We start from the raw sequence: 22333 nt of genomic DNA, 5'->3' as shown, positions 1-22333 counted from the left end.
GAAAGCCGGGCCAAGCTACCAGGACGACTTACGCACCCCCGGCAGGAACCCCGCATGCGCCTGCTTCCGCAGACTGACCCGAGACAGCCCGAACGTCCGCAGATACCCCCGCGGCCGCCCGTCCACACTGTCCCGATTCCGCACCCGCGTCGCGCTGGCGTCACGAGGCTGCGCCCGCAGTTCCCGCTGCGCGGCGAGGCGTTCCGCCTCGGGCGTGTCCGGCTTGCGGATGAGCTCCTTCAGCTCGGCCCGCCGCGCGGCGTACCGCGCGACAACCCGCTGCCGCTGCTCGTTCTTCGCGATCTTGCTCTGCTTGGCCATCAGATCTTCACCCCACGCGCACGAATCCGCGCCACAGCCGCGTCGACCCCGATCGTGTCGACGGTCCTGATCCCCTTCGCGCTGAGCGTCAGCCGGACATGCCGCCCCTCGCTCTGAAGCCAGTACCGCTTGCGCTGGGTGTTCGGGTCGAAGCGGCGCGGGCTGCGCCGGTGCGAGTGGGAGATGTTGTTGCCGAAGCCGGGCTGGCGGCCGGTCAGCATGCAGTGCGCGGACAACGTGGCGTACCTCTCTTCCAAATCTTCCGAAGCCATTTGATAATGGAAACCATTTCCATCTACTCTACCTCACATGGCCCGCAACGAACTACGCCCCGTCATCAAGCTCAGGTCCACGGCCGGCACCGGCTACACGTACGTCACCCGCAAGAACCGCCGTAACGACCCGGACCGCATGGTCCTGCGCAAGTTCGACCCGCGCGTCGGACGGCACGTCGACTTCAAGGAGGAGCGCTGACATGCAGCAGGGCATCCATCCCGCGTACGGGCCGGTCGTCTTCCGTGACCGCGCCGCGAACTACGCCTTCCTCACCCGCTCCACCGCGACCAGCGACAAGACCGTCGAGTGGGAGGACGGCAACACCTACCCGGTGATCGACGTCGAGATCTCCGACGCGAGCCACCCCTTCTACACGGGCACCGCCAGGGTCCTGGACACGGCGGGCCGCGTGGAGCGCTTCGAGCGCCGCTACGGCCGACGCGGAGCGAACTAAATGGCCCCCAAGGAACCCAGGGAACCCAGCGAACCCAGGCAACCCACGCTCTCCGTCGCCATCGTCGGCGGCCTGCACTCCGACGCCCGCAAGGCCGCGGTACAGCGGCTGCTCAACACCGTCCCGGACAGCGTCGCGCTCCACCACGACCTGGCGACCGCCGTCCAGGGCACCGTGGCCCGCACCGTCCGCGACCACACCGGTGTCCTGTCCAGCGGCGACGCACCGCTGGTCAACGACTGTGCCTGCTGCGCGCTGCGCGAGGACCTGGTGCCCGAGCTGGAGCGGCTGGCCGACAGCGGCCTCACCCGGCTCGCGGTGGTCGAACTGTGGGACTCCGTAGAGCCCAAGGCGATGGCCGAGGTGGTCGCGTCCAGCGGACTGACCGTGAGCTCCGTGATCACCGCCGTGGACCCGGCGCTGCTGCTCCCGTACCTCGGCAACGGCGACGACCTGATCGAGGTCGGCCTTGCGGCCGCCACCACCGACCAGCGTACGGTCGCCGACACCTGGGCGCGCCAACTGGAGTACGCCCCGGTCCTGGCCGTCGTGGAGAACGACGAGGCGGACGCCGAGGACCGGGCCCTGCTCGCCCAACTGCACCCCACCGCACGCCAGGTACCCGTCGGGCACGGCACCGACCTGGCCGCCGCCGCGCTGGCCGGGTTCGACGTGGAGGCGGCCGCCGCCGCCCAGCATCCCGCCTGTGCGCTGCTCCCGCAGGAGGCGGACGAGGCGGGTGTCGGTACGTATGTCTGGCACGCCCACCGCCCCTTCCACCCGGAGCGGCTCTACCAGGCGCTGGAGGACCTGACCTGCGCCGCGGCCCGCAGCCGCGGCCGGTTCTGGCTCGCCGACCGCCCGGACACCCTGCTGGCCTGGGACGCGGCGGGCGGCGCGCTCTGCGTCGAGAACGCCGGGCCCTGGCTGGCCTCGCTCCCGGACGCCGCCTGGGAGATGGTGCCCCCGGTCCGCCGCGCCGCGGCCGCCCTGGACTGGCACCCCGAGCACGGCGACTGCTGCCAGCACCTGGTCTTCACCTCGCCGGGGCTCGACCGCGACGGACTGTCCCAGGTCCTTGAGTCCTGCCTGCTCACCGATGCCGAGTACGCCGCGGGGCGGGATGCCTGGAAGCAGCTTCCGCCCGCCTTCGACACCCTCCTGGAGGTCTGATGTCCCCCCGTCGCTCCGACGGCCGCAAGCCCAACAAGTCCCTCAAGGCCCGCCCCAACCCGCTGGACGTGGCCGGCATCACGTACATCGACTACAAGGACACGGACCTACTGCGGAAGTTCATCTCCGACCGTGGCAAGATCCGCAGCCGCCGGGTCACCCGGGTTTCCGCCCAGCAGCAGCGCCAGTTGGCGCGTGCGATCAAGAACGCCCGGGAGATGGCGATGCTCCCGTATTCCACTTCGACACGCTGACGATGCGGGCCGTTCCCGCGGCGGACAGAGAATCTCCTACGTTTATCGCGTAGGAGATTTTTTGTGTAACCAGGAGGAACCAGGGGGCCACCCCGCGTGCACGTGCATCCGTCCATGCATACGCACGTGAACACAGCTATGATCCAAGGCAGTTGACCGTTACATCAACAGCCGCGTCAACCGCCGTAAGATCAGTCACTGTGCTACCGGGAGCGACCTGTGGACCACGCGTACAACGGCATGGCGGCCACGCAGCTTCATGAGGCCGTGTGGCAGAAGAGCAGGCACAGCAACTCGCAGGGCTCCTGCGTGGAGTTCGCCAAACTTCCGGGCGGTCGAGTGGCGGTACGCAACTCACGCCACCCCGACGGCCCGGCCCTGGTCTACACGCGCGCGGAGATAGAAGCGATGCTCCTGGGCATCAAGGACGGCGAGTTCGACCACCTGATCTGAGAGATCGGATACGCAGAAGGGAGCCGAAGGCTCCCTTCTACTTCTGCTCTTCTCCGTTCCTCCGTCGGCCTAGTCCCCCGTCAACCGAAACAGCGCCCACACAACTTTCCCGCGCAGCGCCCCCGCCAGAGGATGCCATCCCCAGCTGTCGCTGAACGAGTCCACCAGGAACAGCCCGCGCCCCGACTCCGCCGAGAAGTCGGCGAGTTCGGCCGCCTCGGTGGGGTCCTGGGTGCCCCGCGTCTCGGGCCCGGTCGCGCTCGGGTCCCGTACCGCGCACACCAGGCGTGAGGCCCAGTGCATCAGATGCAGCCGGACCGGCGCGTCCTCGTCCCGTGGCACATCGGCGGGCAGCGCGTGGCGCAGCGCGTTGGTGACGAGTTCGGAGACGACGAGTGCCACGTCGTCGAAGCGGTCGTCCAGATTCCAGTCGCCCAGTGTCCGATGGGTGAACTTCCGTGCTCCGCGGACCGCTTCGTACCGGGCGGGCAGAGCGCAGGACGCGGCGCTCGAGACGGCCGAGGGGTCGAGGGGAGGAAGCCCCTGCCGTAACGGCTCGAGCATGGTCGATCCATTCGTCCCCATGCGAGGCACTCCCCGATTTCGCGGTCCCGGCGATGTTGCGGTGGTGCGCGCGGCCCATGGTTCCGAATGCGTAGAGCGGATGCAAGGGCAGATGCACGTGCACGCGCCGGAGTTGGACGTTCCCGTACCGGTTCTTGCTCATTTCTTCCTACGTTCACTTTCGTAGCTGTTCCGTGAGGGGGTCGTTTCTGTAACCGAACAAGTACGGGCTGGAGCGTTTTAATGGCAGACTTCATGCGCCGGGGGCCGTGAGCGACTGGGGAGGGTGAACCGAGTGATGACCGCAGAGTCGAGCGGCTCGGTGGTACGGCGGATCTTGCTGGGCTCACAGCTCAGGCGTCTGCGCGAAGAGCGCGGCATCACCAGGGAGCAGGCCGGCTATTCGATCCGCGCCTCCGAATCGAAGATCAGCCGGGTGGAGTTGGGAAGGGTGAGCTTCAAGGCCAGGGACGTCGAGGACCTGCTGACGCTGTACGGCGTCACGGACGAGGACGAGCGGGGCCCGCTGCTCGCCCTCGCCAAGGAGGCCAACGTCGCTGGCTGGTGGCACAGTTACTCCGACGTGCTGCCCGGCTGGTTCCAGACCTACGTCGGCCTCGAAGGCGCCGCGTCCCTGATCCGGGTCTACGAAGTCCAGTTCGTGCACGGCCTGCTGCAGACCGAGGCATACGCACGTGCGGTCGTGCTGCGCGGATCGCCGCGCCTGGGCAAGGCCGAGGCCGAGCGCCGGGTCGCCCTGCGCCTGGAGCGGCAGAAGGCGCTCGTCTCCGAGCGCGCCCCGCGCTTCCACTGCGTACTGGACGAGGCGGCGCTGCGCCGTCCGTACGGCGACCGTGCCGTGATGCGCGGGCAGTTGGAGCACCTGATCGAGATCTCCGAGCGGCCGAACGTCACGCTGCAGGTCATGCCGTTCAGCTTCGGCGGCCACTCGGGCGAGTCCGGCTCGTTCGCGCTGCTGCGCTTCCCCGAGTCCGACCTGTCGGACGTCGTCTACCTGGAGCAGCTCACCAGCGCGCTCTACCTCGACAAGCGCGAGGAGGTCGCACAGTACGAGCGGGCCATGGAGCGCCTCCAGCAGGACAGCCCAGGCCCGGAGCAGAGCCGCGACCTGCTGCGCGGGCTACTACAACTCTCTTGAGCCACAAGCGCGTTGAAGCGGTTGAACCGTTAGTACGATGACGGAACATCAGTGCGTCGCGCCTAAGGCTAAGGGGTCGTATGTCCATCTTCACTGATCTCGCTCTGCAGTACATAGACGGCGAATGGCGCCCCGGCAGCGGCTCCTGGGACATCATCGACTTCAATCCGTACGACGGTGAGAAGCTGGCCGCGATCACGGTGGCCACGGCCGACGAGGTGGACCAGGCCTACAGAGCGGCCGAGCGCGCGCAGAAGGACTGGGCCAAGACCAACGCGTACGCCAGGCGCGCGGTCATCGAGCGGGCTCTGCGGGTGATCGAGGAGCGGGAGCAGGAGATCGCCGACGCGATCATCGCCGAGCTGGGTGGCACCCCGCTCAAGGCCGGGTTCGAACTTCACCTGGCCAAGGAGTTCCTGCGCGAGGCGATCCAGGCGGCGCTGCGGCCCGAGGGGAAGATCATCCCCTCGCCCGTCGACGGCAAGGAGAACCGTGTCTACCGCGTCCCGGTCGGTGTCGTGGGCGTCATCAGCCCCTTCAACTTCCCCTTCCTGCTGTCGCTGAAGTCGGTCGCCCCGGCGCTGGCGCTGGGCAACGCGGTGGTGCTCAAGCCACACCAGAACACGCCAATCTGCGGTGGCTCGCTGGTGGCCAAGGTGCTGGAGGGGGCGGGCCTGCCGCCGGGGCTGCTCAACGTGGTGATCACCGACATCGCGGAGATCGGGGACGCGCTGATCGAGCACCCGGTCCCCAAGGTCATCTCGTTCACCGGCTCCGACAAGGTCGGGCGGCATGTCGCGACCGTCTGCGCCGCGCACTTCAAGCACGTCGTGCTGGAGCTCGGCGGCAACAGCGCACTGGTCGTCCTGGACGACGCCGATCTCGACTACGCGGTGGACGCGGCGGTCTTCAGCCGCTTCGTGCACCAGGGCCAGGTCTGCATGGCCGCCAACCGCATCCTGGTGGACCGCTCCGTGGAGGCGGAGTTCACCGAGCGGTTCGTCGCCAAGGTCAAGACCCTGAAGACCGGCGACCCGCGCGAGGTGGGCACCGTCATCGGGCCGGTCATCAACTCCTCGCAGGCCGAGTCGCTCACCTCGGTGGTGGACCAGGCGATCGCCGAGGGCGCCACCGCGCTGCTGCACGGCAGTACGGTCGGCACGCTGGTGGAGCCGAGTGTGCTCACCGGCCTGCCCGGCGACTCCGCGATCCTGCGGCAGGAGATCTTCGGCCCGGTGGCGCTGATCATCCCCTTCGACGGCGAGGACGAGGCGGTACGGATCGCCAACGACACTCCGTACGGCCTGAGCGGGTCCGTGCACACGGGTGACATCGAGCGCGGGGTGAACTTCGCGCGCCAGATCGACACCGGGATGTTCCACGTCAACGACAGCACGGTGCACGACGAGCCGGTGGTGCCGTTCGGCGGCGAGGGGAACTCCGGGCTCGGGCGCCTCAACGGCGACTCGACGCTGGAGGCGTTCACCACCCAGAAGTGGATCTCTGTGCAGCACGGCAGGAGTCAGTTCCCGTTCTGACGCGGGAGGACGCTGACAGGAGGACGCCAAAGGGAGGACGTTAACGGGAGAGCGTTACCCCGAATGGCTGATGCGGACCCTTGCGGACAGAACCTGACCGCAAGGGTCCGTAGCGTGGTGGGTGTCAAGAAGGACGGCACCACCCCCCTCGAAAGGCGGCCCCCCTCATGGTCACTCACGTCAACGCCGAAGCCCACGGTGACGAGCGCGGCGCCCTGCTGGCCTTCCTCGACGAGGCGCGCGGCGGCATCCGCCGTACGCTGCTCGGCCTGACCGACGAGCAGGCGGCGACCGCGCCGAGCGCCAGCGAACTCTCGCTTTCCGGGCTGCTCAAGCATGTGACCGAGACCGAGCAGAACTGGGTGGCCCGGGCCAAGGGCGAGCCGCCGGCTCTGGAGCGCACCGAGGAGAACTGGGACGAGTGCTTCCGGCTGGTCGGCGACGAGACGGTCGCGCAGCAGCTGGCCCTGTGGGAGAAAGTCGCCCAGCAGACCGAGGAATTCATCCGCACGGTGCCCAGCATGAACGACACCTTCGACCTGCCGGACGAGCCCTGGTTCCCCAAGGAGAGCGTCTCGATGCGCTGGCTGATGCTGCGGCTGATCAGCGAGATGGACCGGCACGCGGGCCACGCCGACATCATCCGCGAGACGCTGGACGGCAAGACGGCGTTCGAACTGGTCGCGCTCCAGAGCGGCGAAAGCCGGACCTGAGCGCCTAAGAGGGCTCGCTGAGCTCCGCCAGTCGCGCCAGGTCGTCGCGGGCCGACTCCCGTTCCTCATCGGTGAGTCGGACCGCGGCGGCCTGTTCCCATATCCGGGCCGCCGTCTCGCCCTCGCCCAGGCGGTACGCGATATCGCCGCGCAGTACGAGAAGGCGCAGCCGCTGTACCGGTGTCGGCTCCTCGTCGCCCGGCCGCAGCACCCGGTCCAGGATCTTCGCCGCGCCCGGCAGGTCCTCCTTGGAGTCCGCGAACAGCGTCGCCCTATGCAGAGCGCGCGCGAAGGTCTCCTTCGGCGCGTCCTCGTAGTGCCCGTCCCCGCCCGTCGGCTGCCCGATCCGCAGGCAGTTGCCGCCCGGGTCGGTCATCAGGAACTGCCGCACCCCGTACGGCATGTCCTTGACCGGCCCGATGCGCGGGATGCCACGGGTCGGGATCTTCCCGTAGGCCGTCTTGAGGCCAGCCCGGAACGCCTCGTGCAGGTCGTCCACGGCGTCGGTGACGATATAGCAGGCGGCGATCGATTCGGCGGGCTCGTACTTCTTCATGCCGAAGAACTGCAGCTCGATGGCGCCACGCTGGACCACCGCGTACGGGTTCGGGCTCTTCTGCAGGAAAGTCACCTCGAATCCGAGCGCGGTGTAGAAGTCGATCACGGGTGGGATGGTCTGGCACGGCAGGAGGGGGATCGTCTTCTCGGTCATGACGCATACTCTAGTCAAAGTTGAATAGAAAGGGAGTGGGTCATGTCGGCCATCCGGCTTCTGGTCCTCGGTGCGATCCGCCAGCACGGGCGGGCGCACGGCTATCAGGTGCGCAACGACCTGGAGTACTGGGGCGCCCATGAGTGGTCCAACGCCAAGCCCGGGTCGATTTACCACGCGCTGAAGCAGATGGCGAAGCAGGGCCTGCTGAAGGCGCACGAGATCGCCCCCTCCACGGCAGGCGGTCCGCCGCGCACCGAGTACGAGGTCACCACGGCGGGCACCGAGGAGTACTTCGCGCTGCTGCGCGAGGCGCTGCGGACCCACGACCAGAAGGCCGACGTCCTCGCCGCGGGCATCGGGCTGATCGTCGACCTGCCGCGCGACGAGGCCGTCGCGCTGCTGCGGGAGCGGGTGGCGGGCCTCACGGAGTGGCGGCGCTCGGTCACCGAGTACTACACGCCCGAAGAGGGCCCCGAGTCACTCGGCCACATCGGCGAGATCATGCACATGTGGGTGCACCAGGCGGACGCCGGAGCGGAGTGGACCCAGGGCCTGATCACCCGGATCGAGGGCGGCGCGTACACCTTCGCCGGCGAGGGCGAGCCGTTCGTCGCGGTGCTCGGCGAGGGCGAGGAGAACCCGTACGCGACGGGGGTCCCGCACGAGGGGGACCAGCGCTAGGGCCTGTCCGGCGGACAGGCCCTAGGTGTATTGACCCGCAGGGTTGTTGACGCGGCTGATGGGTGGGTGTCCGTTGAGTGCNTCGAGGGGTGTCGCAGGCGTCGCCCTGGGGTTGCTGCGTCCCTCGGGTACCTGGCCCGGGCGTGGGCCGTCGTAGGGCTCACCGCTCGGGCGGTCGGGGGGTGTGGTTGGGGTGGGCCGGGTGGCGGTGGTGCGGAGATGGTCGACTGGCTGTTTTCTCCCGGGGGCAACCCCCGTACCCCCGGCCGGGGGTGGGTTGCGGGGTCGAGGGGTGTCGCAGGCGTCGCCCTGGGGTTGCTGCGTCCCTCGGGGTCCCCGGCCCGGGCGTGGGCCGTCGTAAGGCTCACCGCTCGGGCGGTCGAGCACGTACGGTTGACGCATGACGAGCATCGGTGGTGCGGAGATGGTCGACTGGAATCTCGCGGTGGCGACCGCGACCCGGCTGGTGAGGCCGGGCCCAGAGGTGAGTCGCGACGAGGCGCGGGCCATCGTCGCGGAGTTGCGTCGGCACGCCAAGTCCTCGGAGGAGCATGTCCGTTCCTTCACGCGGATGGGGCCGGATGACGGGAGCGCGCTCCACGACACCCCGGTGCTGGTCGTCGACCGGCCCGGCTGGGTGCGGGCGAACGTCGCCGGGTTCAGGGAGGTGCTGAAGCCGCTGCTCGAGAAGATGCAGGACCGCCGCCCCGGCGGCCCCGGCGGCGCCATGCTCGGAGCCGTCGGCGGCAAGGTGACCGGTGTCGAGCTGGGCATGCTGCTGTCGTTCCTGGCCTCCCGCGTGCTCGGCCAGTACGAGACCTTCGCCCCCGCCAGCCGCGACCTCCCCGCCGCCCCCAACGGCGGCGGCCGCCTCCTCCTCGTCGCCCCGAATATCGTGCACGTGGAGCGCGAACTGGAAGTGGACCCGCACGACTTCCGTCTCTGGGTGTGCCTGCACGAGGAGACCCACCGCACCCAGTTCACCGCCGTCCCCTGGCTGCGCGACCACCTTGAGGGCGAAATCCAGTCATTCCTCGGCGAGACCGAGGTCGACCCGATGACCCTCCTGGAGCGCTTCAGGGAGGCCGCGTCCGCGCTCGCCGGCAACCGCCCCGAGGGCGAGGAGGACGACGGCGGCCGGTCGATCGTCGAGCTGGTGCAGACCCCCAGGCAGCGGGAGATCCTCAGCCGGCTCACCGCCGTGATGTCCCTGCTCGAAGGCCACGCCGACTTCGTCATGGACGGCGTCGGACCTGACGTCGTCCCGACCGTCGCCGAGATCCGCGAGAAGTTCCAGCAGCGCAGGGCCCGCGGTGCCTCCCGCCTTGACCAGGCACTCCGCAAGCTCCTCGGCCTCGACGCCAAGCTCCGCCAGTACCGCGACGGCGAACGTTTCGTCCGCGCCGTCGTTGACGAGGTGGGCATGGACGGCTTCAACCGCGTCTGGACATCGCCCAACACACTCCCCACCAAGGCAGAGATCGCCAAACCGGCGGACTGGGTCGCGAGGGTGCACCGTAAGGCAGAGTCGTGAGCCGTGTGCTGCCGATGGCAGAAGGATGCCCCGGCAATCACCCGTCCGAGGGACCGTGAGCCATGAGTAGGCGTGCAATGCTCGGGTAGCGGCTCGGCTCTGTCACCATCGACACACTCTGAGTGACTGATCCTCGGTAACTGATCCTCGGTGACTGAGTCGAACCCCCCTCCCGAACTTCACGAAGGGAACCGGGCAATGGGTCCCCATCCCGCGGTCGCGGCGATACGCCTGGCAGTCCGCCGCGTCCTCCACGACGTACTGACCGAACTCGCCGCACACGACCACGCACCCGAATACGCGCACACCGCACCCCCCACCGGCGACCGGCCCCGCACGCCGCTCGTGCTCGTCGCCTGCTCCGGCGGCGCCGACTCCATGGCGCTCGCCTCCGCCCTCGCCTTCGAAGCCCCCAAACTCGGCATCCGGGCCGGTGGCATCACCGTCGACCACGGTCTGCAGCCCGGCTCCGACCTCCGCGCCGCCGAAGTCGTCGCGCGGCTCACCGCCCTGCACCTGGACCCGGTCGACTCCGTCGCCGTCTCCGTCGGCCGGGACGGCGGCCCCGAGGCCGCCGCCCGCGACGCCCGGTACGCCGCCCTCGACGCCGCCGCCGAACACCACGGCGCCGCCGCCGTCCTGCTCGGCCACACCCGCGATGACCAAGCGGAAACCGTCCTGCTCGGCCTCGCCCGCGGCTCCGGCATCCGCTCGCTGTCCGGCATGGCCGCCGTCTCCGGACGCCCCGGCGCCACCGGCCGCTACCGCCGCCCCTTCCTCCAGCTCGACCGCCAGACCGCCCGCAAGGCCTGCATGGTCCAGTCGCTGCCCGTCTGGGACGACCCGCACAACGCCGACCCCGCCTACACCCGCTCGCGCCTGCGTCACGAGGGCCTGCCGGCGCTGGAGAAGGCCCTCGGCAAGGGCGTCGTCGAAGCCCTCGCCCGTACGGCCCAGCTGTCCCGCGACGATGCGGACGCCCTGGACGCCTGGGCCGCCCAGGCCGAGACCTCCGTACGCGACGAGAACGGCCAGCTGCGGTGCGCCGAGCTCTACGCACTGCCGCCCGCCGTACGCCGCCGAGTACTGCGCCGCGCCGCCATCGAGGCGGGCTCACCCGCCGGTTCGCTCTTCGCCCGGCACATCGAAGAAGTCGACCGACTGATCACCGCCTGGCGCGGTCAGCGGGCCATCAACCTCCCCGGCCGAGTGGAGGCTCGCCGCCAGGGTGGCAGACTGGTCATTCGGCAAGGCTGACCGGCGAACCGAAAGTGATGTGCGGGTGGACGCGAAAGACATGGGAACCGACCTGAAGTCGGTACTCATCACCAAGGAAGAGATCGACGCGAAGCTGGCCGAGCTGGCATCGAAGATCGACGCGGAGTACGCGGGCAAGGACCTCCTCATCGTCGGCGTCCTCAAGGGCGCCGTGATGGTGATGGCGGACCTGGCGCGGGCCCTGTCCACCCCCGTCACGATGGACTGGATGGCCGTCTCCTCGTACGGCGCCGGCACCCAGTCCTCCGGCGTGGTGCGGATCCTCAAGGACCTCGACACCGACATCAAGGGCAAGCACGTCCTGATCGTCGAGGACATCATCGACTCCGGGCTGACCCTGTCCTGGCTGCTCTCCAACCTCGGCTCGCGTGAGCCCGAGTCGCTGAAGGTCTGCACCCTGCTGCGCAAGCCGGAGGCGGCCAAGGTGGACATCGACGTGGAGTGGGTCGGCTTCGACATCCCCAACGAGTTCGTCGTCGGGTACGGCCTGGACTTCGCCGAGAAGTACCGGAACCTCCCGTTCGTGGGCACCCTCGCCCCGCACGTCTACGGCGGCTGACCAGGCCCGCGCGTCGCCCTCCGACCGGGCGGGAACCCTCGCCGGGTTCCCGCCGTTGGAGCAGGGGAAGACGGGTTTGCCCGCCGTCCCCTGCGGCTTCGGGTGACAATGCTGAGGTACCGTCCGAAGAGCAGTCTTCAGATCAGTCTTTTCAGTCTTTATCAAACTCACTATGGCAGGAGGGACGGGGCGACACCGCTCCGTATGGATGGACGTGAAGCGATACTTCCGTGGGCCGGTCATGTGGATCGTGCTGGCCGTCCTCGCCGTGGTCGTGTTGATGCAGGTCGTCGGTTCGTCCGGCGGTCACAAGACAGTGGACACCGGCGAGGTCGTGCAAGCGATCGACGACAAGCAGGTGCAGAGCGCCAAGCTCACGACCGGCGATGAGCAAATGATCAAGGTCGAGCTGATCAAGGACGCTGACAAGGACAAATACGGCGGCAGCACCAAGATCCAGGCCAGCTACATCGGCGACCAGGGCAAGGAGCTCGCCAACAAGCTCCAGGAGCACTACGAGAACGGCGAGATCGAGAAGGGCTACACCGTCTCGCCCGAGAAGCAGAACATGTTCGTCACGTTCCTGCTCTCGCTGCTGCCCTTCATCCTGATCATCGTCGTCTTCCTCTTCCTGATGAACCAGATGCAGGGCGGCGGCTCCCGCGTCATGCAGTTCGGGAAGTCCAAGGCCAAGCTGATCACCAAGGACACCCCGAAGACGACCTTCTCCGATGTCGCGGGCTCCGACGAGGCCGTCGAGGAGCTCCACGAGATCAAGGAGTTCCTCCAGGAGCCGGCGAAGTTCCAGGCCGTCGGCGCCAAGATCCCCAAGGGTGTGCTGCTGTACGGCCCGCCCGGCACCGGTAAGACGCTGCTCGCGCGTGCCGTCGCGGGCGAGGCCGGGGTGCCGTTCTACTCCATCTCCGGCTCCGACTTCGTCGAGATGTTCGTCGGTGTGGGTGCCTCGCGTGTCCGCGACCTCTTCGAGCAGGCCAAGGCGAACGCCCCGGCGATCGTCTTCGTCGACGAGATCGACGCCGTCGGCCGCCACCGCGGCGCCGGCATGGGCGGCGGCCACGACGAGCGCGAGCAGACGCTGAACCAGCTGCTCGTCGAGATGGACGGCTTCGACGTCAAGGGCGGCGTCATCCTGATCGCCGCCACCAACCGCCCTGACATCCTGGACCCGGCGCTCCTGCGCCCCGGCCGCTTCGACCGGCAGATCGCCGTCGACCGTCCGGACATGCAGGGCCGTCTGGAGATCCTCAAGGTCCACCAGAAGGGCAAGCCGGTCGCCCCGGACGTCGACCTGAGCGCCGTTGCGCGTCGTACGCCCGGCATGACCGGCGCCGACCTGCAGAACGTCCTGAACGAAGCCGCGCTGCTCACCGCCCGCAGCGACAAGAAGCTGGTCGACAACCACTTCCTGGACGAGGCGATCGACCGCGTCATCGCGGGCCCGCAGAAGCGGACCCGGGTCATGTCGGACAAGGAAAAGAAGATCACCGCGTACCACGAGGGCGGACACGCCCTGGTCGCGGCGGCCTCCCCGAACTCCGACCCGGTGCACAAGATCACGATCCTGTCCCGCGGCCGCGCCCTGGGTTACACCATGGTGCTGCCCGAGGAGGACAAGTACTCCACCACGCGCAATGAGATGCTCGACCAGCTCGCGTACATGCTGGGCGGCCGCGCGGCCGAGGAGCTCGTCTTCCACGACCCGACCACGGGCGCGGCGAACGACATCGAGAAGGCCACCGCCACGGCCCGTGCCATGGTCACGCAGTACGGCATGACCGAGCGGCTCGGCGCGATCAAGTTCGGCGGCGACAACACCGAGCCGTTCCTGGGCCGGGACATGACGCATCAGCGCGACTACTCGGAAGAGGTCGCGGCGCTGGTCGACGAAGAGGTCAAGAAGCTCATCGAGACCGCGCACAACGAGGCCTGGGAGATCCTGGTCGAGAACCGCGACGTCCTGGACAACCTGGTTCTCGAACTGCTGGAGAAGGAGACCCTCGGCAAGGAGCAGATCGCCGAGATCTTCGCCCCGATCGTGAAGCGCCCGGCCCGCCCGGCGTGGACCGGCTCCTCGCGGCGTACGCCGTCGACCCGCCCGCCGGTGCTCTCCCCCAAGGAGCTGTCCCTCACCAACGGCTCCGCGCCCGCGGTGACGGCGGGCTCCTCGCTGGACATCGGCACGGCCTCGGTGGACATCACCAAGTCCCCCGAGCCGACTCCGGAGGACCGTCCCGAGAGCTGACCCCAGCCCCAGTGGGCTGCCACGGCAGCCTCACAGGGCCCGGAATGGATGCCGCACCCCCCAGGTTCTAACCTTGGGGGGTGCGGCTTTCCCATGGGCTCGCACGCGAGACGCACAGGAACGAGGCAGACATGACCGACCCGGTGACACTGGACGGCGAGGGCTCGATCGGCGAGTTCGACGAGAAGCGGGCCGAGAACGCCGTACGGGAGCTGCTCATCGCGGTCGGCGAGGACCCGGACCGTGAGGGGCTGCGGGAGACTCCGGGGCGGGTGGCACGGGCGTACCGCGAGATATTCGCCGGGCTGTGGCAGCAGCCCGAGGACGTGCTGACGACGACGTTCGACCTGGGCCACGACGAGATGGTCCTGGTGAAGGACATCGAGGTCATGAGCAGCTGTGAGCACCATCTGGTCCCGTTTGTCGGGGTGGCCCACGTCGGCTATATCCCGTCCAACGACGGCAAGATCACCGGCCTGTCGAAGCTGGCCCGACTGGTTGACGTCTTCGCCCGTCGCCCGCAGGTGCAGGAACGTCTCACCACGCAGATCGCCGATTCCCTGATGGAGATCCTGGAGCCGCGTGGTGTGATCGTGGTCGTCGAGTGCGAGCACATGTGCATGACGATGCGCGGGGTGCGCAAGCCGGGGGCCAAGACGATCACCTCGGCGGTGCGCGGTCAGCTGCGTGACCCGGCGACCCGGGCCGAGGCGATGAGTCTGATCATGGCGCGATAGGCACCCCACGGCCTCGTGGACCGGGGTAGATCCGGCCGGTGTCGCCGGCGGGGGGGCNGGTCGAACGTGGGCAGGCCGGCAACCGACCCTCGGCCATACAACGTACTCATGCCTCCAGCGTAGGCCCGGATGGAGTACTCCCCGCGCCCCCGGCCCCGCACTCCGCCCCGTACTGCGTCCGCACGCCCCCTACGCGGCCTGGACCTCACAGTCCTGCCGGTCCGCCGGCGCCCGGTGCGGGCAGGGGCGCGGGCGGCTGCTCCCCACGCGCAGGAAGCGGGGCAGCGCCAGGGTCACAAAGCCCTCGGCCCGCATCGCGGCGATGCCGATACGGGGCAGGTCGCGGGTGTTGCGGAAGATGATGAAGCGGGGTTCCCAGCGGGGCCGGAACTTGGCGTTGAACTTGTACAGGGACTCGATCTGGAACCACCGGGAGAGGAAGACGAGCAGCCCCCGCCAGCAGCGCAATACCGGGCCCGCGCCCAGCTTCTCGCCGCGGGCGAGCGTCGAGCGGAACATCGCGAAGTTGAGCGAGACCCGGTTGACGCCGAGCTTCGGCGCCGCCTGCAGGGCCGCCACGATCAGCAGCTCGTTCATCCCGGGGTCGGCCGCGCGGTCGCGGCGCATCAGGTCGAGTGAGACGCCGTCGGTGCCCCAGGGGACGAAGTGCAGCACGGCCTTCAGATCGCCGTACGGTCCGGGCTCCTCGTCCTGCTTGTGCGCGGTGGCGATCAGGCAGGCGCCGTCGGCCGCGTCGCCGATCCGGCCGAGTGCCATCGAGAAGCCGCGCTCGGTGTCGGTACCGCGCCAGTCGGCCGCGGCACGCTGGACGCGGGCCAGCTCGGTGTCGCCGAGGTCAGCCACGCGCCGTACGCGGGTCTCGTAACCATGGCGCTCGATGCGCTTGACCATCTGGCGCACATTCCGCATCGCGCGCCCGGACAGGGAGAAATCCGCGACATCCACCACCGCCTCGTCGCCCAACTCGAGGGCGTCCAGGCCGGTCTCACGGGTCCACACCTCGCCGCCGGTCTCCGAGCAGCCCATCACAGCGGGCGTCCAGGAGTGCAGTTTGGCCTCGTCCATAAAGCGTTCGATCGCGCCCGGCCAGGCCTCCACATCGCCGATGGGGTCGCCGCTGGCGAGCATCACACCGGATACGACGCGGTAGCAGACGGCCGCCTTGCCGCTGGGCGAGAAGACCACGCCCTTGTCGCGGCGGAGGGCGAAGTGGCCCAGTGAGTCGCGGGCGCCGTGCCGGTCGAGCAGTTCGCGCAACCGGGCCTCGTCGCCCTCGGTGAGCCGGGCCGCCGGGTGCTCGGGGCGGAAGGCCAGGTAGATCGTGGTGATCGCGGTCAGCAGGCCGAGCGCGCCCAGCGAGTACGCAACGGTGGTGGACGTACGACCGACGTACTCGACCGGACCCTCGACGCCGACCAGACCGAAGAGCACATGCGAGAGGTACTCGGCGATGCTCGGGTCGCCGACCACCTTGGCCGGGTGGCTGCTGACGATGACCGTGCCCAGGCTGATCGAACCGGTGCCCATGAGGACGAAGTTGGCCAGCGCGTACCAGCGGCTGCGCGGGTCGGGCAGGGCGGCGAACTCCCGGCGGTGCCGCAGCAGGAGGGCGAGCAGAAGCAGTGAGATCAGGGTGCCGACCACGGAGTTCCGGTACAGCAACTGCGCCAGCGCCCCGACCGGCAGCAGCACCACCGCGGCCCGCCAGGCCCGCCGCTTGCCGCGCCGCAGCCCATGGCCGAGCAGGAGCAGCAGGACGCCCGCGCTGATGGACAGGGCGGCGGCGAAGGGGCCGAGCGCGCCGGGGAGCACCTCGGCGACGGCGTGCATCCGGCTGTGCCGAAAGCGCGGGATCGCGCCCGCGGCGATGTCAAGGAGGCCCACGACGGTGCAGGCGGTGGCGACCAGAGAGGGGACCTTCGCGGGGCTCGGCCCGTGCAGTACGCGGCGCAACTTCCCCGGAACCTCAGCTGACGTTTCCCCATCTACTCTGACAGACATCGCATCCCGTAGTTCGGCGAGAGAGTTGGCGCCCGGTCCTGTTATGGCCGGACAAATGGCGCTCTCTAGGACGCTCCGACCGGGAGGCGGGTTCACTCTCCGGCCGGGAAATCCCGCAGTGGAATCGACAGCCAGGGCCTTGATCCCGGCAGGAAGCGCGGACAGGAACACCCCCATGGGCCTCAAGAGCAACCTTGTGCTGGCACTCGCGGTTTCGTTGGCCGTGCTGCTGTTCCTCGGCACCGTCTGGCTCTGGCCGCGGCTCTCCCACCGCACCTGGCGCGCCGTACTCGGCCGCGTCGCGCTGCTGCTCGCCACTCAGGTGACGCTGTTCGCCTCGGTGGGCCTCGCCGCGAACAGGACCTACGAGTTCTACGCCACCTGGGCCGACCTCTTCGGCCAGGAGCAGGAGATGGGCGTGGTCCAGGACCACGGCCAGGCCGGTGCGAAGTCCCTGGTCAAGCTGCTCGGCAAGCGGGGCGTGCCCCATGTGCCCGGCAGCTCCCAGCCCGCGGTCGGTGGCCAGATCCAGCGGATCGAGGTCTCGGGGCAGAAGTCGCGTATCGCCAGTACGGCCTACGTCTACCTGCCACCGGAGTACTTCCAGCCGCGGTACGCGGACCGCACCTTCCCGGCGTCGGTCGCGATCACCGGCTACCCGGGCACCGCGGAGAACCTGCTCAACGGCCTGCGCTACCCGGCGACCGCCCATGAGCAGGCGCGCAAGGGCCGGATGCAGCCCATGGTCCTGGTGATGCTGCGCCCCACGGTCGCCCCGCCACGGGACACCGAATGCGTGGACGTGCCGAACGGCCCGCAGACCGAGACCTTCTTCGCCGAGGACCTGCCGACGGCGATTTCCAGCCACTACCGGGTCGGCGAGAAGCCGGAGAACTGGGGCGTCATCGGCAACTCCACCGGCGGCTACTGCGCCCTGAAGATCGCCATCAAGCACCCCGACCGCTTCGCCGCGGGCGCCGGACTCTCCGGCAACTACAAGGCACCCCAGGACCGCGACACCGGCGACCTCTTCCACGGCGACAAGCAGCTGGAGCGGCGCGCCAACCTGCTGTGGCTCCTGGACCACGAGCCGCCGCCCAAGGTCTCGCTCCTGGCGACCAGCAGCAAGCAGGGCGAGAGCAACTACGGCGACACGCTGAGGTTCATCGACAAGGTGCGGCCCCCGACCCGGGTGTCGTCGATCATCCTCGACAGCGGCGGGCACAACTTCAACACCTGGCGGCGGGAGATCCCGCCCGCCCTGGAGTGGCTCGGCGGCAGGCTCGCCGCCGACTGAGAGGCAGCGCCCGGACAGGCTCTAATGAGCTCTAAGTGGTCTCGGGGATCACCCCCGCGTAACGGTCCGCCAGTGCCGCTGCCGTGCCGGCCACGGCCTCCCGGAGCTCGGGCGGGCCGAGAACCTCGGCCTCCAGGCCGAGTCTGAGTACGTCGCTGACGGCGACAGCCTGTGCTTCGACGGGCAGTTCCACCTCCACCCAGCCCTCGGCGTCCGCGGGACCGGCGTCGGTCAACGCCTGGGTGCCCGCGGCGCCGAACTGCATGGGCAGCAGCCGCTGGGCGCGCGGCGAGATCCGCAGCCGGGCGATGCCCTGGTACCGCGCGGCCTCCAGGCGCCGCGACGACTCCTCCCAGTAGGCGGCCAGATCGAATCCGGTCGGCCGCTCGAAGACCTCTTCCGTGGTGTCCACGGCCAGGAACCGGGCGACGCGGTAGGTCCGTACGCTGTCGTCCGCCCGCGCCACGAGGTACCAGATGCCGCCCTTGAGGACGAGGCCGAGCGGATGCAGCTCGCGGTGCACCTCACCGTTCCACCGCCGGTAGTGCGCGCGCAGCACCCGCTGGCCCCACACGGCCTGGGCGACCGCCGCCAGATACGGGACCGGGTCGGCGTCCCGGAACCAGGCGGGTGCGTCCAGATGGAAGCGGTCCTGGACACGGCCCGCGCTGTCGGCCAGTTGGGCCGGGAGCGCGGCCCGCAGCTTCAGCTGGGCGGTGGCCAGCACCGCGTCGAGGCCCAGGTCGCGCGCGGGCCCCGGAGCCCCGGCGAGGAACAGGGACTCGGCCTCGGCGGGGGTGAGCCCGGTCAGCCGGGTGCGGTAGCCGTCCATCAGCCGGAAGCCCCCGGCGGGACCGCGGTCGGTGCGGACCGGGACGCCTGACGCGCCGAGCGCCTCGATGTCCCGGTAGACCGTGCGGACGGACACCTCAAGCTCCGCGGCGAGTTCGGGCGCGGTCATCCGCCCGCGGTTCTGGAGCAGCAGGAGGAGGGAGAGGAGACGGTCCGCGCGCATCGCGTCAGTCTGCCTTCCTTTCCGTACCTGACAGAAGGTGTCAGGTACGGAAGAGAGGGTGGTCGTACGCCGCCGGGGAGACGCCGTGCGGCCGAGAGAGAGGACGCCCATGCCCATCCGGACCACTGGTCAGTTCACGTTCGCCAACTGGGAAGAGAAAGCGCTCGCCCCGAGCGAGACGTTCCCCCGGCTCGCCCACGCCAGCGTCACCAACGCCTTCTCCGGTGGACTTGAGGCCGCCGACACCCACTGCCAGTACGTCATCGCGTACGTCACCGAGAACACCGGTACGTTCACCGGCATGGAGCTGGTGGCCGGGAGCCTTGACGGTCGCGAAGGCACCTTCGTGCTGGAGGAGCGCGGCTCGTTCGACGCCGGAGGCACCGAGTGCGCCTTCGAGGTCGTGCCGGGGTCGGGCACCGGGGAACTGGCCGGGCTGCGGGGGAGCGGCAGTTTCACGTACAAGCACGGCGAGGCGTCCGTCCCGTACACCTTCGACTACGAGATGGCTGGCTGACTGACGGGACGGACGCGATGGAGGCGGGGGTCAGCGGCCGCTGACCGTCTCCAGCTCCACTTCGCTGCGGGCGATGGCGCGGGCGTCGGCGGTGGTGGAGCGGCGTAGCGCCTCGTGCAGGGTCGCGGGGGTGAGGACGCCCAGGAAGTGGCCGGCGCTGTCCTGGTCGATGACCGCGATCCAGCCGGCGTCGTGCTGCAGCATCGTCGCGAACGCCTGCTTGAGCGGGGCGCCGACGGGCAGCCAGGCCTCCATCCGGCGGGCGTGGTCGCGTACGGTCCCGGCGAGCTGCGTGTGTTCGGCGGAGATCCAGCCGTGCAGATTGTCCTCGGCGTCCAGGACGACGGCCCAGTGCGCGTCGCTCGCGCGCAGCCGCAGCGCGGCCTCGCTCACCGGGTCGTCCAGGCGTACCACCGGGGGCTGTTCGAGGTCGCTCTCCTCGATGGGGGTGACCGACAGGCGCTTGAGCCCCCGGTCCGCGCCCACGAAGTCGGCTACGTACTCGGTGGCGGGGGCGCCGAGTACGGTGGCCGGGGCGTCGAACTGCTCGATGCGCCCCTCGCCGTAGACGGCGATGCGGTCACCGAGGCGTACCGCCTCCTCGATGTCATGGGTGACGAAGAGGACGGTCTTACGCACGGCCGACTGCAGTTTGAGGAACTCTGACTGCAGATGTTCGCGTACGACCGGGTCGACGGCGCCGAACGGCTCGTCCATCAGCAGGACGGGCGGGTCGGCGGCCAGCGCCCGGGCGACACCGACGCGTTGGCGCTGGCCACCGGAGAGCTGGTCGGGGTAGCGGTCGCCGTAGACGCCCGGGTCCAGGCCGACCAGGTCCAGGAGTTCGGCGGCGCGCTCGCGGCCCTTGCCCCGCTTCCAGCCGAGCAGGTGCGGGACGGTCGCGGTGTTCTCCAGGACCGTCTTGTGCGGGAACAGGCCCACCTGCTGGATGACATAGCCGATACGCCGCCGCAGCTGGACCGGGTCGATGGCGGATATGTCGTCGCCGTCCAGGAGTATCCGGCCCGATGTGGGTTCGATGAGCCGGTTCATCATCTTCATCGTGGTGGTCTTGCCACAGCCGGACGGGCCGACGAGGGTGACCAGTTCGCCCTCGGTGACCTCGAAGGACAGATCGTCCACGGCGGTCGTGCCGTCCGGGTACCGCTTGCTGACGTGCTCGAACCGGATCATGACTCCCCATTGTGGTGGGCTCGCTGTGCCCACCATGGTGCTGTACGACGGCGACTCTCGGCGATTGTCAGTACTCAGGGTTAGGGTCGTCGGGAGTTGTCAGACGCGCGTTCGGGGCCGCGGGGTGCGGGCGCGGGTCGTGGACGGGATCGGGGAGCGGGGGAGGTGCGGCGGGGTGAGTGAGCCCAACTGCCTGGTGGCCAATGACTGGGTGTGCGGTGAGTACCTGCGCACGCGCAGCCAGGAGCTGACCGACGCGACGGTCCAACACCTGGGCATCACCGTGGTGTCGGTGGTCATCGGGCTGCTGATCGCCTTTCCGCTGGCGCTGTTCGCACGCAGGCGGCGCGCCTTCGCGGGCGCGGTGCTCGGGCTGACCACCGTGTTGTACTCGGTTCCGTCGCTGGCCATGTTCTCGCTGCTGCTGCCGGTGTTCGGGCTTTCCGCCTCGCTGGTCGTCACCGGCCTGGTGCTGTACTCACTGACGATCCTGGTACGGAACATCCTGGCCGGACTCGAAGCCGTCCCCGACGACGCCCGGGAGGCGGCGCGCGGGATGGGGTACGGCTCGTGGCGCCTGCTGTGGGAGGTCGAACTGCCGCTGTCGCTGCCCGCGCTGTTCGCGGGGGTACGGATCGCCACGGTCTCCACCGTCGCGATGACGACCGTTGGCGCGATCGTGGACTACGGCGGTCTGGGCGGGCTGATCATGTCCGGGCTGCAGACCGACTTCAAAGCGCAGGTGCTGACGGCTTCGGTGTTGTGCGTCCTGCTCGCGGTCGCCGCCGATCTGCTGCTGCTCGGGCTGCAGCGGTGGCTGACGCCCTGGACCCGAATACGTACGGCGCGGGCGGCCTTCGCGCCCACGCCTGAGGTGACAGAGGCGGCCGGGTAAGAGATGAACGTGATCCCTCAGGCGTACGACTGGCTGACGACCGGTGCCAACTGGCAGGGCGAGAAGGGCGTCTGGAGCCGGCTCGGCGAGCACCTGTACTTCACCGGGACCTGTCTGGTGGTGGCCTGCCTCATCGCGCTGCCGATCGCGCTGCTGCTCGGCCACCTGGGCAAGGGGGGTGGGCTCGCGGTGAACATCTCCAACGCGGGGCGGGCGATACCCACGCTCGCGGTGCTGGTGCTCCTGACGCTCACGCCGCTGGGCAGGTACGGCGATCTGCCCACGCTGATCGCGCTGGTGCTGTTCGCGGTGCCGCCGCTGCTGACCAACGCCTACATCGGGATGCGCGAGGTGGACCGGGCGGTGGTGGAGGCGGCGCGGGGGATGGGGATGAGCGGCCGCCAGCTCTTCCTGCGGGTCGAACTCCCCCTCGCCTACCCGCTGATCATGACCGGGCTGCGGTCCGCCGCGGTCCAGGTGGTCGCCACGGCCACGCTGGCCGCGATGGCGGGCCAGGGCGGCCTGGGCCGGATCATCACGGAGGGCTTCAACCTGCAGGACACGCCTCAGGTGGTGGCCGGTGCCGTGCTGGTCGCGGCGCTCGCGCTGCTGGTGGAGGCGCTACTGGTGCTGGCGGGCCGGTGGTGCGACCCGATGCGGGGGCGCCAGACGCCAGCGCGCAACAACGCATGACGACGTAGACGTAACGGCGTGACAGATC

Annotated in this window: 25 protein-coding genes; 18 read left to right on the top strand and 7 right to left on the bottom strand. The window is 69.4% G+C overall.

Annotated elements, in window-relative coordinates:
* Positions 1-15 precede the first annotated feature (15 nt).
* Together rpsN and rpmB are read right to left on the bottom strand one after the other, a co-directional pair.
* Positions 16-321: a 30S ribosomal protein S14 gene (gene rpsN, locus U9R90_RS15035; protein WP_411056942.1), complete on the bottom strand. Its 306-nt coding sequence runs from the start codon at positions 319-321 to the stop codon at positions 16-18.
* Positions 321-557 carry a 50S ribosomal protein L28 gene (gene rpmB / locus U9R90_RS15030; RefSeq protein ID WP_411057749.1) on the bottom strand — a complete coding sequence of 79 codons (237 nt, stop codon included), beginning with the start codon at positions 555-557 and terminating at the stop codon, positions 321-323. The genes rpsN and rpmB overlap by 1 nt, the downstream gene beginning before the upstream one ends.
* A gap of 73 nt (positions 558-630) precedes the next feature.
* On the opposite strand from rpmB, the gene rpmG reads away from it, so the two are divergent.
* The 5 genes from rpmG (at position 631) to U9R90_RS15005 (ending at position 2931) form a co-directional block, all read left to right on the top strand.
* Complete coding sequence (gene rpmG / locus U9R90_RS15025; RefSeq protein WP_411056941.1) at positions 631-795, top strand: 50S ribosomal protein L33; 165 nt, start codon at positions 631-633, stop codon at positions 793-795.
* Between the two features lies 1 nt (position 796).
* Complete coding sequence (locus U9R90_RS15020) at positions 797-1051, top strand: type B 50S ribosomal protein L31 (RefSeq protein ID WP_411056940.1); 255 nt, start codon at positions 797-799, stop codon at positions 1049-1051.
* Entirely contained in the window at positions 1052-2224 is a 1173-nt protein-coding gene (locus U9R90_RS15015; protein WP_411056939.1) for a CobW family GTP-binding protein, read from the top strand. It abuts the gene before it with no gap.
* Positions 2224-2478 carry a 30S ribosomal protein S18 gene (gene rpsR, locus U9R90_RS15010; RefSeq protein WP_411056938.1) on the top strand — a complete coding sequence of 85 codons (255 nt, stop codon included), beginning with the start codon at positions 2224-2226 and terminating at the stop codon, positions 2476-2478. Before U9R90_RS15015 ends, rpsR begins: the two co-directional genes overlap by 1 nt.
* A gap of 219 nt (positions 2479-2697) precedes the next feature.
* Positions 2698-2931: a DUF397 domain-containing protein gene (locus U9R90_RS15005; protein WP_411056937.1), complete on the top strand. Its 234-nt coding sequence runs from the start codon at positions 2698-2700 to the stop codon at positions 2929-2931.
* A 69-nt stretch (positions 2932-3000) separates the two neighbouring features.
* On the opposite strand, the gene U9R90_RS15000 is transcribed toward U9R90_RS15005, so the two are convergent.
* Positions 3001-3516 (bottom strand): ATP-binding protein, encoded by a 516-nt coding sequence (locus U9R90_RS15000; protein ID WP_411056936.1) that lies wholly within the window; start codon positions 3514-3516, stop codon positions 3001-3003.
* A gap of 277 nt (positions 3517-3793) precedes the next feature.
* Here U9R90_RS15000 and U9R90_RS14995 point away from each other — a divergent pair, with 277 nt between their 5' ends.
* From U9R90_RS14995 to U9R90_RS14985, 3 genes are all read left to right on the top strand, one after another.
* Positions 3794-4654, top strand: coding sequence for a helix-turn-helix domain-containing protein (locus U9R90_RS14995; protein WP_411056935.1), 861 nt, complete (start codon positions 3794-3796; stop codon positions 4652-4654).
* Positions 4655-4734: 80 nt separating this feature from the next.
* Entirely contained in the window at positions 4735-6192 is a 1458-nt protein-coding gene (locus U9R90_RS14990) for an aldehyde dehydrogenase family protein (RefSeq protein ID WP_411056934.1), read from the top strand.
* A 167-nt stretch (positions 6193-6359) separates the two neighbouring features.
* Positions 6360-6905 carry a DinB family protein gene (locus tag U9R90_RS14985; RefSeq protein ID WP_411056933.1) on the top strand — a complete coding sequence of 182 codons (546 nt, stop codon included), beginning with the start codon at positions 6360-6362 and terminating at the stop codon, positions 6903-6905.
* A 4-nt stretch (positions 6906-6909) separates the two neighbouring features.
* Here the strand turns inward: U9R90_RS14985 and U9R90_RS14980 are convergent, their stop codons facing one another.
* The gene (locus tag U9R90_RS14980) at positions 6910-7617 is read right to left on the bottom strand and encodes a VOC family protein (RefSeq protein ID WP_411056932.1); all 708 of its coding nucleotides are present in this window, start codon (positions 7615-7617) and stop codon (positions 6910-6912) included.
* A 42-nt stretch (positions 7618-7659) separates the two neighbouring features.
* On the opposite strand from U9R90_RS14980, the gene U9R90_RS14975 reads away from it, so the two are divergent.
* The 6 genes from U9R90_RS14975 to folE all read left to right on the top strand — a co-directional run bounded on the left by U9R90_RS14975 (position 7660) and on the right by folE (position 14672).
* Positions 7660-8301: a PadR family transcriptional regulator gene (locus U9R90_RS14975; protein ID WP_411056931.1), complete on the top strand. Its 642-nt coding sequence runs from the start codon at positions 7660-7662 to the stop codon at positions 8299-8301.
* A gap of 400 nt (positions 8302-8701) precedes the next feature.
* Positions 8702-9835: a zinc-dependent metalloprotease gene (locus U9R90_RS14970; RefSeq protein ID WP_411056930.1), complete on the top strand. Its 1134-nt coding sequence runs from the start codon at positions 8702-8704 to the stop codon at positions 9833-9835.
* Positions 9836-10033: 198 nt separating this feature from the next.
* Complete coding sequence (gene tilS, locus U9R90_RS14965; RefSeq protein WP_411056929.1) at positions 10034-11092, top strand: tRNA lysidine(34) synthetase TilS; 1059 nt, start codon at positions 10034-10036, stop codon at positions 11090-11092.
* 40 nt (positions 11093-11132) lie between these two features.
* On the top strand, positions 11133-11672 hold the full coding sequence (hpt, locus tag U9R90_RS14960) for a hypoxanthine phosphoribosyltransferase (protein ID WP_411056928.1): 540 nt from the start codon (positions 11133-11135) through the stop codon (positions 11670-11672).
* Between the two features lie 208 nt (positions 11673-11880).
* Complete coding sequence (ftsH, locus tag U9R90_RS14955) at positions 11881-13935, top strand: ATP-dependent zinc metalloprotease FtsH (protein ID WP_411056927.1); 2055 nt, start codon at positions 11881-11883, stop codon at positions 13933-13935.
* A 131-nt stretch (positions 13936-14066) separates the two neighbouring features.
* Positions 14067-14672 (top strand): GTP cyclohydrolase I FolE, encoded by a 606-nt coding sequence (gene folE / locus U9R90_RS14950; RefSeq protein WP_411056926.1) that lies wholly within the window; start codon positions 14067-14069, stop codon positions 14670-14672.
* A 189-nt stretch (positions 14673-14861) separates the two neighbouring features.
* Here folE and U9R90_RS14945 read toward each other — a convergent pair whose 3' ends face one another.
* Entirely contained in the window at positions 14862-16694 is a 1833-nt protein-coding gene (locus tag U9R90_RS14945; protein WP_411056925.1) for a phosphatidylglycerol lysyltransferase domain-containing protein, read from the bottom strand.
* 175 nt (positions 16695-16869) lie between these two features.
* On the opposite strand from U9R90_RS14945, the gene U9R90_RS14940 reads away from it, so the two are divergent.
* Positions 16870-17991 (top strand): alpha/beta hydrolase, encoded by a 1122-nt coding sequence (locus U9R90_RS14940; protein ID WP_411056924.1) that lies wholly within the window; start codon positions 16870-16872, stop codon positions 17989-17991.
* 31 nt (positions 17992-18022) lie between these two features.
* Here U9R90_RS14940 and U9R90_RS14935 read toward each other — a convergent pair whose 3' ends face one another.
* Entirely contained in the window at positions 18023-19006 is a 984-nt protein-coding gene (locus U9R90_RS14935) for a helix-turn-helix transcriptional regulator (protein WP_411056923.1), read from the bottom strand.
* Between the two features lie 109 nt (positions 19007-19115).
* On the opposite strand from U9R90_RS14935, the gene U9R90_RS14930 reads away from it, so the two are divergent.
* A complete protein-coding gene (locus tag U9R90_RS14930; RefSeq protein WP_411056922.1) occupies positions 19116-19523 on the top strand; it encodes a DUF3224 domain-containing protein in 408 nt (135 codons plus the stop codon).
* Between the two features lie 30 nt (positions 19524-19553).
* Here U9R90_RS14930 and U9R90_RS14925 read toward each other — a convergent pair whose 3' ends face one another.
* Positions 19554-20717, bottom strand: a complete 1164-nt coding sequence (locus tag U9R90_RS14925) for an ABC transporter ATP-binding protein (RefSeq protein ID WP_411056921.1) — start codon at positions 20715-20717, stop codon at positions 19554-19556.
* Positions 20718-20892: 175 nt separating this feature from the next.
* On the opposite strand from U9R90_RS14925, the gene U9R90_RS14920 reads away from it, so the two are divergent.
* Complete coding sequence (locus tag U9R90_RS14920) at positions 20893-21612, top strand: ABC transporter permease (protein ID WP_411056920.1); 720 nt, start codon at positions 20893-20895, stop codon at positions 21610-21612.
* Positions 21613-21615: 3 nt separating this feature from the next.
* Positions 21616-22305, top strand: coding sequence for an ABC transporter permease (locus tag U9R90_RS14915; protein ID WP_411056919.1), 690 nt, complete (start codon positions 21616-21618; stop codon positions 22303-22305).
* Positions 22306-22333 lie beyond the last annotated feature (28 nt).

The sequence above is a fragment of the Streptomyces sp. E11-3 genome, assembly GCF_046540415.1.
Lineage (GTDB): Bacteria > Actinomycetota > Actinomycetes > Streptomycetales > Streptomycetaceae > Streptomyces.
The sequence above is the reverse complement of the archived record's forward strand: the minus strand, read 5'-3'. Positions and strand labels throughout refer to the sequence as shown.

Excerpts from the sequence above, each read along its gene's own strand:
- rpmG (WP_411056941.1), top strand. The coding sequence starts at position 631 with ATGGCCCGCAACGAACTACGCCCCGTCATCAAGCTCAGGTCCACGGCC.
- U9R90_RS14980 (WP_411056932.1), bottom strand. The coding sequence starts at position 7,617 with ATGACCGAGAAGACGATCCCCCTCCTGCCGTGCCAGACCATCCCACCC.
- folE (WP_411056926.1), top strand. The coding sequence starts at position 14,067 with ATGACCGACCCGGTGACACTGGACGGCGAGGGCTCGATCGGCGAGTTC.
- tilS (WP_411056929.1), top strand. The coding sequence starts at position 10,034 with ATGGGTCCCCATCCCGCGGTCGCGGCGATACGCCTGGCAGTCCGCCGC.
- U9R90_RS14995 (WP_411056935.1), top strand. The coding sequence starts at position 3,794 with ATGACCGCAGAGTCGAGCGGCTCGGTGGTACGGCGGATCTTGCTGGGC.
- rpsR (WP_411056938.1), top strand. The coding sequence starts at position 2,224 with ATGTCCCCCCGTCGCTCCGACGGCCGCAAGCCCAACAAGTCCCTCAAG.
- U9R90_RS15020 (WP_411056940.1), top strand. The coding sequence starts at position 797 with ATGCAGCAGGGCATCCATCCCGCGTACGGGCCGGTCGTCTTCCGTGAC.
- U9R90_RS14915 (WP_411056919.1), top strand. The coding sequence starts at position 21,616 with ATGAACGTGATCCCTCAGGCGTACGACTGGCTGACGACCGGTGCCAAC.
- U9R90_RS14930 (WP_411056922.1), top strand. The coding sequence starts at position 19,116 with ATGCCCATCCGGACCACTGGTCAGTTCACGTTCGCCAACTGGGAAGAG.
- U9R90_RS14935 (WP_411056923.1), bottom strand. The coding sequence starts at position 19,006 with ATGCGCGCGGACCGTCTCCTCTCCCTCCTCCTGCTGCTCCAGAACCGC.
- ftsH (WP_411056927.1), top strand. The coding sequence starts at position 11,881 with ATGGACGTGAAGCGATACTTCCGTGGGCCGGTCATGTGGATCGTGCTG.
- U9R90_RS14925 (WP_411056921.1), bottom strand. The coding sequence starts at position 20,717 with ATGATCCGGTTCGAGCACGTCAGCAAGCGGTACCCGGACGGCACGACC.
- U9R90_RS14945 (WP_411056925.1), bottom strand. The coding sequence starts at position 16,694 with ATGTCTGTCAGAGTAGATGGGGAAACGTCAGCTGAGGTTCCGGGGAAG.
- U9R90_RS14970 (WP_411056930.1), top strand. The coding sequence starts at position 8,702 with ATGACGAGCATCGGTGGTGCGGAGATGGTCGACTGGAATCTCGCGGTG.
- hpt (WP_411056928.1), top strand. The coding sequence starts at position 11,133 with ATGGGAACCGACCTGAAGTCGGTACTCATCACCAAGGAAGAGATCGAC.
- U9R90_RS14990 (WP_411056934.1), top strand. The coding sequence starts at position 4,735 with ATGTCCATCTTCACTGATCTCGCTCTGCAGTACATAGACGGCGAATGG.
- U9R90_RS15015 (WP_411056939.1), top strand. The coding sequence starts at position 1,052 with ATGGCCCCCAAGGAACCCAGGGAACCCAGCGAACCCAGGCAACCCACG.
- U9R90_RS14975 (WP_411056931.1), top strand. The coding sequence starts at position 7,660 with ATGTCGGCCATCCGGCTTCTGGTCCTCGGTGCGATCCGCCAGCACGGG.
- rpsN (WP_411056942.1), bottom strand. The coding sequence starts at position 321 with ATGGCCAAGCAGAGCAAGATCGCGAAGAACGAGCAGCGGCAGCGGGTT.
- U9R90_RS14985 (WP_411056933.1), top strand. The coding sequence starts at position 6,360 with ATGGTCACTCACGTCAACGCCGAAGCCCACGGTGACGAGCGCGGCGCC.
- U9R90_RS15000 (WP_411056936.1), bottom strand. The coding sequence starts at position 3,516 with ATGGGGACGAATGGATCGACCATGCTCGAGCCGTTACGGCAGGGGCTT.
- U9R90_RS14940 (WP_411056924.1), top strand. The coding sequence starts at position 16,870 with ATGGGCCTCAAGAGCAACCTTGTGCTGGCACTCGCGGTTTCGTTGGCC.